Annotated in this window: 6 protein-coding genes; 5 read left to right on the top strand and 1 reads right to left on the bottom strand. The window is 66.9% G+C overall.

The annotated features are described in order from the left end of the window. Position 1: 1 nt before the first annotated feature. From AC07NN_RS18305 to AC07NN_RS18295, 3 genes are all read left to right on the top strand, one after another. The gene (locus AC07NN_RS18305; RefSeq protein ID WP_494644163.1) at positions 2 to 2,251 is read left to right on the top strand and encodes a hypothetical protein; all 2,250 of its coding nucleotides are present in this window, start codon (positions 2 to 4) and stop codon (positions 2,249 to 2,251) included. 354 nt (positions 2,252 to 2,605) lie between these two features. Beyond that, complete coding sequence (locus tag AC07NN_RS18300) at positions 2,606 to 3,934, top strand: oligogalacturonate lyase family protein (protein ID WP_494644161.1); 1,329 nt, start codon at positions 2,606 to 2,608, stop codon at positions 3,932 to 3,934. A 13-nt stretch (positions 3,935 to 3,947) separates the two neighbouring features. Continuing rightward, the gene (locus AC07NN_RS18295; RefSeq protein WP_494644159.1) at positions 3,948 to 7,301 is read left to right on the top strand and encodes a DUF4450 domain-containing protein; all 3,354 of its coding nucleotides are present in this window, start codon (positions 3,948 to 3,950) and stop codon (positions 7,299 to 7,301) included. A gap of 18 nt (positions 7,302 to 7,319) precedes the next feature. Here AC07NN_RS18295 and AC07NN_RS18290 read toward each other — a convergent pair whose 3' ends face one another. After that, complete coding sequence (locus AC07NN_RS18290) at positions 7,320 to 9,584, bottom strand: glycoside hydrolase family 88 protein (protein WP_494644157.1); 2,265 nt, start codon at positions 9,582 to 9,584, stop codon at positions 7,320 to 7,322. Positions 9,585 to 10,331: 747 nt separating this feature from the next. Between AC07NN_RS18290 and pelA the strand changes: the two genes are divergently transcribed. Then, positions 10,332 to 11,597, top strand: a complete 1,266-nt coding sequence (pelA, locus tag AC07NN_RS18285) for a pectate lyase (RefSeq protein WP_494644155.1) — start codon at positions 10,332 to 10,334, stop codon at positions 11,595 to 11,597. 161 nt (positions 11,598 to 11,758) lie between these two features. Beyond that, positions 11,759 to 15,079 carry a TonB-dependent receptor gene (locus tag AC07NN_RS18280; protein WP_494644153.1) on the top strand — a complete coding sequence of 1,107 codons (3,321 nt, stop codon included), beginning with the start codon at positions 11,759 to 11,761 and terminating at the stop codon, positions 15,077 to 15,079. The last annotated feature ends 26 nt before the right edge of the window (positions 15,080 to 15,105 follow it).

Raw genomic sequence — 15,105 nt, 5'->3', positions numbered from 1 at the left:
CATGAAACGCGTTCTCGTCGCCGGTCTCGCCCTGGCCTGCCTGGCTGCTCCGGCCCTGGCCCAGCCCATCGATCGCCACGCCCTGGTCAGCCGCCACGACGTCACCTTGACCAAGGTCGATCCTTCCGCGCCCCTGATGGTCGGCAACGGCCAGATCGGCTTCACCGTCGACATCACCGGGCTGCAGACTTTCCCCGAGGCCTATTCGGCCATCGCTCCGCTGCTGACGGAATCCCAATGGGCGTGGCACGCCTTCCCGAACCCGAAGGGCTACACCTACGCCGACGGCACGACGCCGATCGACGTACGCGGGACCAAGCAGCCGTACGCCTACATGAAGGACTGGAACGAGGTCGAAACCCGTCCGGCGCTGGCCTATCTGCGCGAGAACCCGCACCGCTTCTCGCTGGGCCGCGTGGCCCTGGACCTGCGCGACAAGGCTGGCAGGCCCGCCCGGTTCGAGGACCTGACGAATACCGAGCAGAAACTCGACCTGTGGACCGGCGTGCTGACCAGCCGCTTCGTCTATGACGGCGAGGCGGTGACGGTCCGCACCCGCGTGCACCCGACCCTGGACATGATCGTGGTCGACGTCGACTCCGCGCTGGTCGAGCAAGGGCGTCTGAAACTGTCGGTGAAGTTTCCGGGTGTCTCGAAGAGCCTCAACCCCGACCCGTCGGACTGGGCCCATCCGGAACTGCACACCACCAAGGTGACGGGGGAGGGCGCGTTGCGCCTCGACGTCGCGCGCCAGGTCGACGCGACCCGCTACTTCGCCGCCCTGCAGGCCGACCGCGCGGTGGACTTCGTCGCCGCCGGGCCGCACGCCTTCACCGTCGCGCCCAAGGCCAAGGGGCGAACCCTCGGGCTGGAAGTCGCCTTCTCCCGTCAGGCTGTAGTGAAGCTGCCGACGGTCACGCTCGCCGACGCCGCCACGCGGGCGCACTGGAAGTCCTATTGGACGCAAGGCGCGGCCGTCGACTTCTCAGGCAGCGCCGACCCCCGCGCCGCCGAGCTGGAGCGCCGGGTGGTGCTGTCGCAGTACCTGATGGCCTTGAACGGCGCGGGCGAGGTCCCGCCGCAGGAGGAGGGGCTGTTCTCCAACAGCTGGAACGGCAAGTTCCATCTCGAGATGCACGCCTGGCACGCCGGCCAGTTCGCGCTCTGGAACCGGCCGGAGCAACTGGAGCGCAGCTTGCCCTGGTACGTGGCCCACCTGCCGGACGCCAAGGCCCGGGCCGCCAGCCACGGCCTGAAGGGCGCCTGGTGGCCGAAGATGGTCGGGCCGGACGGCGTCGACAGTCCCAGCAAAGTCTCGCCCTTCATCATGTGGCAGCAGCCGCATCCGATCTGGATGTCCGAGCTGATCTGGCGCGACAAGCCGACCAAGGCGACCCTAGCCAAGTACGGTGCGTTGGTCTCCGAGACCGCCGACCTCCTGGCCAGCTTCCCGCACAAGGACGCGGCGGGCCGCTACGTCCTGGGACCGCCGATCATCCCGGTGCAGGAGAACTACGATCCTCTGACCACACAGAACCCGACCTTCGAGCTGGAATACTATCGCTGGGGGCTGGAGACGGCCCAGAAGTGGCGTGAGCGCCAGGGCTTGAAGCGCAAGCCCGAGTGGGACGCGGTGATCAAGGGCCTGCCAACGCCGGCGACGAAGGACGGCCTCTACCTGCCGACCGAGACCGCGCCGGACTTCTGGGACCTGGCGAAGAGCAAGGACTGCTCGCGCCACGCCATCGACCCCAAGTGCCTGAACCGCGACCACCCCTCGATCCTGATGGCCTATGGCCTGATCGCCGGGAAGACGGTCGATCCCGAGACCATGCGGCGCACCCTGCGGGCGGTCGAGAGCGACTGGGACCTGCGCCAGACCTGGGGCTGGGATTATCCGATGGTGGCCATGACCGCCGCGCGCCTGGGCGAGCCCGACAAGGCCGTCGATTGGCTGTTCTTTGATGCGAAGAACAACAAGTTCGGTGTCTCTGGCATGACCCCGCGCGTGCACCTGGACGAACACGCCCAGGCTTTCGTGCCCACGGCCGGCGGCAAGACCGAGCCTGTGGGGCAAGACGGTGCAGGCTACCGCCGCGCGGCCGAGACCTATTTCCCCTCGAACGGTTCGTTGCTGGCGGCGGTGGCCATGATGGCCGGCGGCTGGGACGGGTCGAGGGGACCCGCGCCCGGCTTCCCGAAGGACGGCAAGTGGACTGTCCGCGCCGAGGGTTTCAAGCCGCTGCCGTAGAGCGTGGCAGCTGAAAGTGTGAGCGGTTTCGGCGACTGCCACGCTCTAGGTGTTGGATTGAAGCATGCCTGCATAGGCAGGCTTCAGGGTCAGTTGGGGCTTGCGAACTGAACCGGTTGAGTACACAATATGAGAAATCGTCCCATATTTCGGAAATCGAGATGTGGCGACTAAGCCGCCGTAGCCGGTTCGTTGGGAGAGAGACGCCATGGCCTCGCGCACGCCGCGACGCAAGCCGAGGACTAGCGCCCCGATGGGCGCGCGCCGCGCCAGCTGAACCTCCCATACCTTACACTCCCCCTGGGTCTGGTGCGGTCCTTCCCCGCACCAGACCTTCCTTTTGCGGAGAGCCCAGTGATCCAGCGTAGAACCGTTCTCGGCCTGGCCGCCGCCGCCCTGGCCAGTCCCGCCTTTGCCCGGCAGCAGGCAGCGCCGACGCCGGCTGCGCCGAAGGACTGGCGCGATCCCAAGACCGGCCGCCGCATCGTGCGGCTCTCGGAAGAGGCCGGCAGCAAAAACCTCTACTTCCACCAGAACGGCTACACGCCCCAAGGCGACAGGCTGGCGATCAGCACGCCGTCGGGCATCGCGCTTGTCGACCTGAAGACCTTCAAGCTGACCGTGCTGCCGGGGACCAAGGGCGCGGACCTGCTGTTCTTCCCGCAGACGTCCCGTCGCCTCTACTACTCGGTCACCGCGCCGGGCGAAGCCCTGCCGACCGATCGGCCCAAGACGATCTACGCGCTCGACATCGATAGCGGTAAGGCCAAGGTCGTTGGCCAGCTGGCCCAGGGCGGGATCAGTTCTATCAACGCCGACGAGACCCTGCTGCTGGGCGTCGTCACCTATGGCGGCAAGCCGCTGCAGCCCAACACGCCCGACGACAAGAAGCGCTTCGGCCAGGCCGAGTACGCGGCCAACGGCCCGGACGGCAAGCCGCTCTCCTTCGCCAAGGCCAAGGGCGTGCGGATGACCGAGCGTTTCGAGACGCCGACGCCAATGGAGATCTTTACGCTCGACCTAAAGACCGGCGAGCACAAGGTGGTCTACGCCTCGGACAAGTGGCTGGGCCACGCCCAGTTCTCGCCGACCGACCCCACCCTGGTGATGTTCTGCCACGAGGGGCCCTGGCACCGGGTGGACCGCATCTGGACCGTTCGCACCGACGGCTCGGCGCTGACCAAGATCCACACCCGGACCATGAACTTCGAGATCGCCGGCCACGAGTTCTTCTCGGCCGACGGAAAGTGGATCTGGTACGACCTGCAGACCCCGCGCGGCCAGGTGTTCTGGATCGCCGGCCACGAACTGGCGACCGGCCGCAAGCTCTATCGCCGGGTCGAGCAGAACGAGTGGTCGGTGCACTACAACGTGGCGCGCGACGGGGTGCTGTTCGCCGGCGACGGCGGCGACGCCGACATGGTCGCCCACGCGCCGGACGGCAAATGGATCTACGCCTTCAGGCCCGAGACCATCCGCGACGCGGCCCTGCCTTACTATACCGACGACCTGATCACCGTGGACAAGATGGCCAGCGAGCGGCTGGTCGACATGTCGGCCCACGACTATCGCCTGGAGCCGAACCTGACCTTCACGCCCGACCAGAAATGGATCGTCTTCACCTCGAACATGCATGGCGCCAACCACGTCTATGCGGTCGAGGTGGCCAAGGCCGGCGGCTGATCGGGAGACGACAATGACGCGATCGCGCCGACACGCGGGTCTGGCCCTGGCGCTGCTGGCCGGGCTGTCAGCGCCTAGCCTGACCTGGGCCCAGACCGTACCCTCGGCGACGGGCGGGCCTAAGCCCAACCTCATTGGCCAGATGGACCGGCCGATCCGCTATCGACCCGACGGCGGCGACTTCGTCATCGAGAACGGGGGCGAGACCTTCAACCGGCCGCTCTATGGCGGCGACACGGCCTTTCGCGTCGACGGCGGGGACAAACCGGAATTCGTCCTCTACCTGCCGGGGCGGGGCGGCAATCTGCGGCTGGGGATCGCCGGCCCGAACGGCGCGCGGTGGCTGCACGAGGCGAAGGCGATCGTCACCCGCTATCGGCCGGGTGAGCTGATCTACGAGATCCGCGATCCGTTGCTGGGGCAGGGCGTGCTAAAGGTCGAGGCCCTGGCCTACGCCATGACCGAGGGGCTGTCCCTGCGGGTCGAGGGCGTCGACCTGCCGGCCGGCGTCGAGCTGGTCTGGGCCTATGGCGGCATCACCGGCCAACGCGGCGCTCGTGACGGCGACATCGGCACCGAGAAGGCCCCGATCTCGGAGTGGTTCCAGTTCAAGCCGGCCTTCGCCGAAACCAACCGCGTGACGCTCGGCGGAGACAGCTTCCAGGTGAGCGCGCCCCAGGCGGTGGTTGTCGGCGCGGCCAGCGGACCGGCGAAGTTCTCGCGCGGGGACACCGCCGCGTGGAGCGACCTGAACCGCCTGCTGGCAAGCACGGGCGAGGAGCAGGGCAGCGTCGCGATCGGCCGCGCGGCCCTGGCCTCGAACACGCCGCTGATCGTGGCTCTGCAACGCGTCGACCCCAGCGCGGCCGACGACCTGCCCGACTACAAGGCCGTCCGCGCTGGCAAGCCCGAGGCCCCGCCGGTCCCCACGCGCCGCCCGGCCGCCTTCACGAGCGGTGAGCTGGCCGCGCGGTTCGACGAGACCCGCGCCCACTTCCAGGCCTTGCGCGACCAGGTGCGGGTTGAGACGCCCGACCCCTATATCAACGCCGCCATGGAGGCCCTGAACGTCGGGGCCGAGGCGACCTGGGACGGGCCGCAGCAGGCGGTCATGCACGGCGCTGTCGCCTGGCGCACCCGGCTGCTGGGCTGGCGCGGGCCGTACTGGCTGGACGCCCTGGGCCGTCCCGATCGCGCCGACCAGCACTTCCGCGCCTGGGCCAAGCAGCAGAACCTCTCGCCCATCCCGGCGACGATCCCGTCCGGCGACGAGGACGCCAACCTGGCGCGGGCCGAAAAGGCGCTGCACTCGAATGGCGACCTGTCGAACTCCCACTACGACATGAACACCGTCTATATCGACGCGCTGTTCCGGCACCTGGCGTGGACTGGCGACCTGAAGCTGGCTCGCGAGCTGTGGCCGACCATCGTCCGGCACCTGGCCTGGGAGCGCCGGCTGTTCCGCCGCGAATACGGCCCGAAGAAGCTGCCGCTGTACGAGGCCTATGCCGCGATCTGGGCCAGCGACGACCTCTCGTACAACGGCGGTGGAACGACCCATTCCTCGGCCTACCAGGCCTATCACAACGTTATGGCGGCCAAGGTCGCGCGGCTGATCGGCGAGGATCCCAAGCCTTACGACCGGGAAGCCGACGCGATCGGCGAGGCCATGCGGACCTTCCTCTGGATGCCCGGCGAAGGGGCGTTTGGGGAGTATCGCGACCTGCTGGGCGAGCAGCGGCTGCACCCAGCCTTCGGTCTGTGGACCTACTACCACGCCATCGATTCCGAGGTCGTTTCGCCCACCGACGCCTGGCGGATGTCGGACGCCCTGAAGCGGCTGCCGCGCGTGCCGATCCAGGGACCGGGCGTGCCGAGCGACGCGGGCTACGGCCTCTACGCCACGACGGACTGGCTGCCCTACGCCTGGTCGATCAACAACGTTGTCACCCAGGAAAACCTGCACACCGCCCTGGCCCTCTGGCGAGCGGGCCGCAACGACGAGGCCTTCGTCCTGACCAAGAGCGGCTTCCTGGCCAGCATGTTCATGGGCATCTCGCCGGGCAACATGGGCACCCTGGCCTGGCCGGACGTCTATCGGCGGGAGTCGCAGCGCGACTTCGCCGACAGCGCCGGCGTAACGGCGCGGACCATGGTCGAGGGACTGTTCGGGCTGCGGCCGGACGCGCTCGCGGGCGTCATGACCATTCGTCCGGGGTTCCCGGCCGGCTGGGAGCACGCGGCGATCAGGCACCCCGCCTTCGGTTACGACTTCCGGCGTTCGGGCGATACGGACCGCTGGACGCTGACGCCCGGCGACCGGCGTTTCAAGACGGTGGTCTTGCGCCTGCCGGCCCCGCGCGACGCGGTGGCGAATGTCGAGATCAACGGCGTAAAGGCCGCCTGGCGATCCGCCCCTGACGCGGTCGGCGGTCCGGCCATCGAGATCACTGCGCCGGGCGACAAGACCGTCGGGATCATGGTGCGATGGAGCGGCAAGGCAGTGTCAGCGGCTAAATCGGTTGGACCCGCGAAGAGCTTCGCCAAGGTCTCGCGCAACGGCCTGACTTGGCTGGCTCCGGTGGCTGGTCGTGCGACCGCGCCGCCGTCGAAAGTCGCCACTGCGCCGGCCGCCACACGCGGCCCGATGGAGCCCGTAGCCCTGACCTTCAACGACAAGGTCACGACCATCTTCGCCAAGGGCAAGTACCGCACGCCGCGCCCGGCGGGCGCGTCGCTCGGCCTGCCTTCCCAAGGCCTGGGCGGCTGGGCCGGCAACGTCAACCAGATGGCCAAGATCGACGACAGCGGCCTGCGCAAGCTCGCAGCAGGGCAAGGCGGACGGATCGCGACGCCCGACGGCGTGGTCTTCGCCACGTCCGGCGATCCCGACGCGCCGAACATCGCCTTCACGTCGCTGTGGGAGAACTATCCCGCCAAGGCGGTGACCCCGCTGACCGGCAAGGCCACCCGCATCCATCTGCTGATGGCCGGCTCGACCAACCCGATGCAGAGCCGCTTTGATAACGGCGAGGTGGTGGTGACCTACCAGGACGGGAGCACGACGCGCTTGGCGCTGCGCAACCCCGACACCTGGTGGCCGATCGAGGCCGACTACTTCGTCGACGACTACCAGTTCCGTGTCGACACGCCCCCGCCCACACGGGTGGACCTTGCGACCGGCCAGGTGCGGGTGCTGGACGCCCAGAGCTTCAAGGGGCAGGGGCGCGAGGTCCATGGCGGTGCGGCCACGGTGCTGTCGCTACCGCTGGACCCTGGCAAAACACTGCGCTCGCTGACGGTGCGGACTTCGGCGAACGAGGTGGTGATCGGCCTGATGGCCGCGACGCTGGAAGGGCCCCGCTAAGCGGGGCCGTTCGCTCGACTACGTCCCCGGATTGAAGTCCGGTTTCTGCGCGAAGACGTAGCTCTCCCAGTCGGCGCGGCTATGGAAGTCCAGGCCCTTATCCCAGGCCGCGCCCGTGTAGTAGACGAACGGCTTGCCGGGCGTGACCTTGACCAGCACCAGCCAGTCGGCGTCGGTCTCGACCACGTCGACGACTTGGCGCGGGTCGACCAGCAGGGCCACGCCCATGGTCCCCTTGTCGGGATCGGTGACATCCCAGAATGAGAACACGCCCTTGGCTTTGTCGGCGCGCAGATCACCAGCCGTCGCGGCGGTCGGCTTCTTGGTGATGCCGATGGCCACGGTGATCGGGCCCTTACCGTTGGAGCCGAAGGTCGAGACTAGCCGCGTGAAGTTGGTGCCCATCGGCAGGGTGAAGATCCGGCTCTCCCAGACCTCCCGCATCTCGCCCACTTTCCAGGGCGCGTAGCTGACTTTGAACGAGGCCACGTCCGGGCCGTCCTTCAGGATCTTGTAGTCCTTCCAGTTGCGCGACACCCACAGCTTGCCGCCGTCCCACACGCCCAGGCCGCCCGCGCCGCGGTAGGTCTTGACGTTGTAATAGTCGATGCCCTCGCCGTGATAGGCGTGCTGGTCGCCGGTGCGCAGCTGGCGGGTCATGAACGGGTAGCGGACGCTCTTGCCCCAGGCGTCGATGCCCGAGGTCGAGGGCGGCTCGTACTGCTCCAGCGCCGGACCGTAGATGCGGTGGGCCGTGCGGTCGTTCTCCCACAGGATGTCGTCATAGCGCTCGGGGGCGTAGCGGACGGTGGCGCGCGGCTTGTCCTGGCCGGCGGGTGGCGGGGCTAGCCGGTAGATCATCTTCGGCGGCGTCGGCTGGCCGGGCGCGGCGGGCGGAACCTGGGCGGGCGCCAAGCCTGGACCCTCGACCAGCGGATCGTAGGCGAGGGCGGCGGTGGCCCTCATCTCGGTGGCGTGGCGAGCGACCTCCTCAGGGCCGCGCACGGTGCGGGGCAGGGCGGGCGTTGGGGTGCTGGCGGTGACCAGCGCGGCGGCGTCCGACCTCGGCTCAGCCAGTGGCAGGGCCGTCTGCGGCTTGCCGAGGTTCATCACCTCCAGCCCCGCGAGCAGGAAGGCGCCCGTGCCGTAGGGGCCGATGTCGGTGGGCAGGGTGGTGACGGGCTGGTCGCCGGTCTTCTGCACCGCGCCGATCATGCCGTTCGGCAGCACGTGGCGCTCCAGGGCGTTCCAGCCCTTCACGACCACGGGCAGATAGGTCGCGCGGTCCAGAACCCCGTGATTGATCCCCCAGGCCATGGCGTAGACGAAGAAGGCCGAGCCCGAGGTTTCCGCCTCCGGGAACTTCTCCGGTTGCATCAGGCTGGCCGCCCACAGGCCGTCGGCCCGCTGCAGGCCCGCGATCCGCGCCGACATGGCGCGGAAGATGGCCAGGTAGCGGGGGCGGTTCAGGTACTCGGCCGGCATAGATTCCAGCAGCCGCGCCATGCCGCCCATCACCCAGCCGTTGCCGCGCGACCAGAAGATCTTGCGGCCCTTCTCGTCGCGGCGCTCGATGAAGCGCTCGTCGCGGAAATAGAGGCTCTCGTCCGGATCGTAGAGGCGCGCGAAGGTGCGCCACCACTGGGTGTCCATGGCGTCGTAGTACTTCTTCTCGCCGGTCAGGGCGCCCATGCGCGCCAGGACGGGCGGGGCCATGAACAGGGCGTCGCTCCACCACCAGACCAGGTGCTCCGGAACGGGTTGGCGGCGCAGGTGCGGCAGGCCCCAGTCCAGGCGCTGGCGGAGAGGCATGATCACGCCCTCCTGGCCGCGACGAGCGTAGAGCTCCTCATAGAGGTCGCCGATCGCCCACTCGTCGGCGTTCAGCATCGCCTTGCCCGAGCGCGCGCCCCGCAGGCCGTAATTATAGTGCTCGGCCGCCTCGGTCAGGAACTTCAGGGTCTCGACGTCGCCGGTCACGCGGGCCAGGCGCGCGGCGCCGACATAGTAGGTGGCCGACACCCAGTTGGACGAAATCTCGCGCACCGCGCCGCCGGTGGTCAGCGGGATCGGCTCGGCGCGCATGGCGTCGATCTGGGCCTTGTTGGCCCGGGCCAGCACCGCGAGCACGGCGTTCGCGTCTGGGACCTCGACCACGGCGGCCTTGGCGGCCGCGCGCGGCGTGGCGGCGTGGGCGAGTGATAGCGGCGTCAGGGCCGTGGCGCAGAGCAGGACGGCCAGGCCGGCGTGCAGCGGCGCCTGGTTACGCTTGGAAAAAAGCACGGCGATTCCCCCGGGGGCGGCGACGTCCCTATGGCGTCGATGTTCATTATCTGAAACACTGTGCCATCTTTTGGAACGAAGTCCAGGCGACCGGCGTGTCAAACGGGCTGCGTTTGGCTATGTTCAAGTAAAGCTTCGTGAAAATTATTCCGCGCGGAGCGGAATACTCAGCGCGACAGCGTTATCACACGCTGTAACTTCCCAAATAGTGGGACGCCCACGGGGTGGCCTCGCGATTCCGGCGCTGCGACGAGGCTCTCGTTCAGCCCTTTCGTCACTGGCTAGGCCATGTCTCCCGGGGGCCGAAATGGCCTCAGCCGACAAAGAAAATCGACATGACCAATTTTGGTTCGCGGCTGTGTTTGTCGGTGGGCAAATTCACGCACTAATGACTGATAATAAAAGGCTTTGTGGTTCATTTCAGGTGAGCAAAATCCATGGAAATGGAGTTCACCTATGAAAATTGGTGAGGCCAAAACCACATAAAACACCCCCTTAACCGGTTGACTTATGTAGGACAAATCGGTTCTGTGCCTTCAAATGGTTAGGCCAGCGACGGCGTGGCCGCGTCTGGAAGCCCTATGAAGGCCCCGTGACGCGTCCTTTGCGGTGAAGCCCCTGACCAGTGTTTGCGAGCGTAAATCGCGAACAGAGTCGACGGGGTAGGATGTGGTGAAGAACAACGAGCCAATTGGCGATGTAATCGTGGGGCGCACTCGACTTGCGCGCCAGGCGGCGCTGTCGAGCGTGCTCGCGCTGGTTCTGGTCGCCCCCGGCGTCGTCCACGCCTCGGTGATCGGCAAGAACCAGCCGGCCCAATCCCTGACTGCTGAGCGTCTTTCGGAAGTCCCTGCGGCGCAGCGCCAGGCCTGGGCCGACTACATCAAGCGCTCTCAAGCGCAGATGCAGAAGGACAAGGCCGCCCTGGCCGCCGAGCTAGCGCCGGGCCAGACGCCGCCGCCTCCGCCCGTGGCCGGCAGTGGCCACATGCCGCTCGACAAGGACGCGGCCTGGTACGCCTCGCCCGAGGCGAGCGCGATCGCCGATACGATCGTCAGTTTCCAGACCCCCGCCGGCGGCTGGAGCAAGAACCAGGACCGCACCAAGCCGCCGCGCCTGAAGGGCCAGCGCTTCGCCAACGACGCCGAGCACATGGCGCTGGACGACAGCTTCGACACGCCGGTCGACCGCTTCTGGACCTTCGTCGGCACGCTCGACAATGGCGCGACCACCACCGAGATGCGCTTCCTGGCCAAGGTGCAGCAGCAGGCGCCGGGCAAGGACGGCGACGCCTATCGCGCCAGTATCATCAAGGGCGTGAACTACCTGCTGGCCGCCCAGTATCCGAACGGCGGCTGGCCGCAAATCTACCCGATCGAGGGCGGTTTCCACGACGCGGTGACGTTCAACGACAACGCCGTGGCCGAGGCCGCGATGATCCTGGAGGACGTCGCCGAGGCCCAGGAAGGCTTCGACTTCGCGACCCCGGCCCTGCGCAAGGCGGCCGGGGCGTCGTCGGCGCGCGGCATCCGCCCGATCCTGGACGCCCAGGTCGTGGTCGACGGCAAGAAGACCGTCTGGCCGCAGCAGGTCGACCCGCTGACGCTGAAGCCCAGCTCGGCCCGCGACTACGAGATGCGCTCGCTGGCCAGCGCCGAGAGCACCGACATCCTGCTGTTCCTCATGCGTCAGCCCAAGCCGACGCCGGAGGTCAAGGCGGCGGTCCATGCCGGCGTGGCCTGGCTCAAGGCCCACGCGGTCTACGACAAGGCCTTCACCAAGGTCAGCGACGAGGAAGGCCGCAAGCTGATCGATAAGCCCGGCGCGGGTCCGATCTGGTCGCGCAACTACGACATCCGCACCGGCCAGCCGATCTTCGGCGACTGGGGCAAGACCATCCACGACGACGTGAACGAAATCTCGAAAGGCCGCCGCAATGGATACTCCTGGTATTCGGCTGGTCCGCAAAAGGCTTTGGACGCGTATGCGCGTTGGGCGCCTGCGAACCCTTGAGGGATCGCAGAAGCAAGCGGTGAGCAAGACACTCAAGAACGAGAAGATCGACCGGGGCGAAGTGGTCCGAGAGCCGATCTCCAAAGGGTGAAAACGACAAACGGTGCGCGAAACGCGCGCCAACCCACAAAACTGAATTCGAATACCGGGGCAGGGAAACCATGAAGATTTCAAAGAATTCGGACGCCATCGCCATGCGGCTCATGGTTGGCGCATCACTGGTGGCGCTGGCCGTCGGGGCCGCCACTTCGGCGCACGCGCAGAACGCCGGTGGCTCGGCCCCGGCGACCGACCGCGTGGACGAGATCGTCGTGGTGGGCGCGCGCAAGGCCGAGCAGTCGGCCATCCAGCGCAAGAAGCGCGCCGCCACCAACCAGGACTCGATCGTGGCCGACGACGTCGGCAACTTCCCGGACAAGAACGTGGGCGAGGCCGTGGCCCGTATCGCCGGCGTGGCGCTCGACGTGGCCGACGATGGCCAACAGGGCGGCTTCACCATTCGCGGTCAGGGCGCGGACCTGGTTCGGGTCGAGGTTGACGGCATGTCGATGCTGTCGACGAGCGCCCAGGACGGCCGCTCGGTGACCAGCCTGGGCGACATGTCGTCGGACCTGATCAAGAGCGTCGACGTCATCAAGGGCCAAACCGCCGACATGACGCCGGGCGGCATCGGGGGCACGGTGAAGATCGAGCAGCGCGGCGGCCTCGACTTCCGCAAGCCGATGGTCAAGCTGAACGTCCAGTACCAGAACAGCTCGCTGGAAAGTAAGGCGACGCCGCGCATCAACGCCTTCGCTACGCGGAAGTTCTTCGACGACCGTCTCGGCGTGCTGGTCAACTTCACCTATGACGATGCGCGCACGATCACCGACACCGCGCGGGTCTCCGACAAGCAGGCCGGCTATATTCCGCTGGGCGACCACGACAATTCGGCGTCGAAGACCTTCACGACTCCCTTTGATGCTCTTGCCGCGGCGGTCACCAACAAGGCCAGCTGCGCGACCTTGCCAGCTCCGGTGGGGACCGCGGCCGACTCCCGCCTGAACTGCTTCGCGCAGTTCGAGGACATGGTCCCGTCGCTGGTGCGCTTCAGCCGCGGCATCCGGGTGGACAAGCGCTATTCTGCGCAGGTCCGCGTCGATTTCCGGGCCACCGACCACCTCACGGTCTTCGCTTCGTACAACCCCAACCTCAACTACCAGAACTCCGACGCCTACAATCTCAGCGTCGCCAGCCCGACCGGCACGACCAACGCGACCGGCGTCCTGGCAACCAGCATGCGCAACGTCACGGTCAATCCGAACCACTACGTGACGCAGTACGATCTGATCCGGGGCAACGGTTCGACGACCCTGAACTGGACCACCCAGGATCGCTACATCGAGCGTCGCGATCAGCAGCACTACATGCAAGGCGGCGCGGACTTCGCCAAGGGCCTCTGGACCGTCAAGGCTCGCGCCCAGTATGGCCTGGCCAAAGGCAAGCGCGAGGACGAGGCCTTCAGCTTCGTCGCTTCGATCCCACAGGCCACGTTCAAGATGGTGCCGGAGAACGGCCTCTGGACGATGTTCGTGCCGTCGTCGGTCGATCTGACCAGCGCCGCCGCCTACTACCCCACCCTGGGGACCAATGGCCTGAGCGCCAACTCGCAGCTGGAATACACGCCCCAGGCCGACAAGAGCTCCGAGCTGAACTACCAGATCGATGTCACGCGCGAGTTCGACAAGTTCGGTCCGGTCAAGGACATCAAGTTCGGTATCCAGCGCCGCGATCGCGACAACCACACCTGGCGGGAAGACAGCTTCGACATCGCGCCCGGCGTGACCATGTATCGCGCGCGCAGCCTGGACCTGATCCAATACTGCCTGCCGTCGGCGGCGCCGGCCTCGGCGCCCTGCGTGTTCGGTACGGCCGACCGTCCCAGCACCACGGTCAAGGACCAACACTACCGCACCTACACGATCACCCAGGACCAGTATCAGTCGCTGATCAAGAACAGCATCCAGGACATTCCGGGTGGGCAGTTCTTCGGCGGCATGCCTGGTCGAGGCAACCTGCTCGACAGCTGGTCGGCCTACAACTTCCAGACCTTCTTCAAGGAGCTGTCGGGGTATGCGGATTTGAGCCGCCACAACCCAGACTGCCTGTACAGCTGCCTGGCGACGGACGGTAAGGTCTACAAGCGGCCGGTGTATTCGACCAACGAGAAGACCACTTCGGCCTACGCCATGGTGGACTTCGAGACGCGCCTGGGCCGCATGCCGCTGGCAGGCAATTTCGGCGTTCGCTACCAGCAGCTCCAGGTCGCGGGTCAGCCGTCGATCGTTGTCAACAACCTGGTCGTCAACCCGGCCCTCCTCGCGGACCTCAATGCCGGCAGGACCGTCGATCCAAACAATCTGATCACCAGCACCTTCGTCTCGCGCCAGCAGACCGACATCAACCGGAAGTCCAACGACTTCCTGCCCAGCCTCAACTTGGCCCTGTGGCCGATCGAAGATCAGCTGGTTCTGCGCTATTCGATCGCCAAGCTGCGGGCGCGGCCGAAGATGACGGAACTGACCGGCTCCACGGCGTCGACCTGCGGCAAGATGGACGATGCGACGCGCGCGGCCGTCGAGAAGCTGATCGCCCAGTACCCCAACCAGTTCAACGATCCGAACGTGGTTGACGAGGATTCGGGGGCCATTATCCGCGGCGACGCGGTCAACACCTGCTCGGGCCGTATCGGCAACCCCGAACTGAAGGGCTATGGCGCCATCACCCAGAACCTGTCGGCGGAGTGGTATCCGAACCGCGACACCCAGCTGAGCGTGGGTCTCTTCACGATCGACGTGAAGTCGGGCTACCCAGACCAGGTCAAGGTGAATGACTATGAGATCCAGGGCGACATCTACACTGCCGACACCTATCAGGACGGTCCTTCGGGCCTGAAACAGAAGGGGTTCGAAGTCGCCGGCAGGACGGCTTTCACCTTCCTGCCCTGGCGGCTGCGCTACACCGGCGCCGGCTTCAACTACGCGCGGACCGAGTCGAACCAGGCCAATACCGCCATTGACCTGTTCACCGGCAAGGCCCTGCCGCCGGCCAAGCAGTCGAACTACACCTACAATCTGAACTTCTGGTACGACGACGGCCGGCTCAACGCCCGCGTGGCCTATCAGCGCCGCGACTTCTACTACGACCGCACCGAAGCGGCGGCCATCAACCGAGTGCCGGCGGCTGCGGGCGGGACGACGACGAACTACTACAAGATCGTCTCGCCGATCTTCAAGACGGGCACCAAGTCGCTGGATGCGCGTGCGTCGTACAAGCTGACCAAGCGGTTCCAGTTCTTCGCCGAAGGCAAGAACCTGCTGAACGACAGCAGCTCGCGCTTCACGCCGGAGGAATACCGCAACATCGGCGGCGGCACGCCCTATCTCTATGACACCAACTATCAGGGCCGCCGTTACTATGTCGGTCTGATCGCCGAGTTCTAGGACTCGGCCCGGGCCCGGCCTTTCCC

It is taken from the genome of Caulobacter sp. GW821-FHT09H08, assembly GCF_059415885.1.
This window is presented reverse-complemented; position numbering and strand designations above follow the sequence as displayed.

Excerpts from the sequence above, each read along its gene's own strand:
- AC07NN_RS18305 (WP_494644163.1), top strand. The coding sequence starts at position 2 with ATGAAACGCGTTCTCGTCGCCGGTCTCGCCCTGGCCTGCCTGGCTGCT.
- AC07NN_RS18295 (WP_494644159.1), top strand. The coding sequence starts at position 3,948 with ATGACGCGATCGCGCCGACACGCGGGTCTGGCCCTGGCGCTGCTGGCC.
- AC07NN_RS18280 (WP_494644153.1), top strand. The coding sequence starts at position 11,759 with ATGAAGATTTCAAAGAATTCGGACGCCATCGCCATGCGGCTCATGGTT.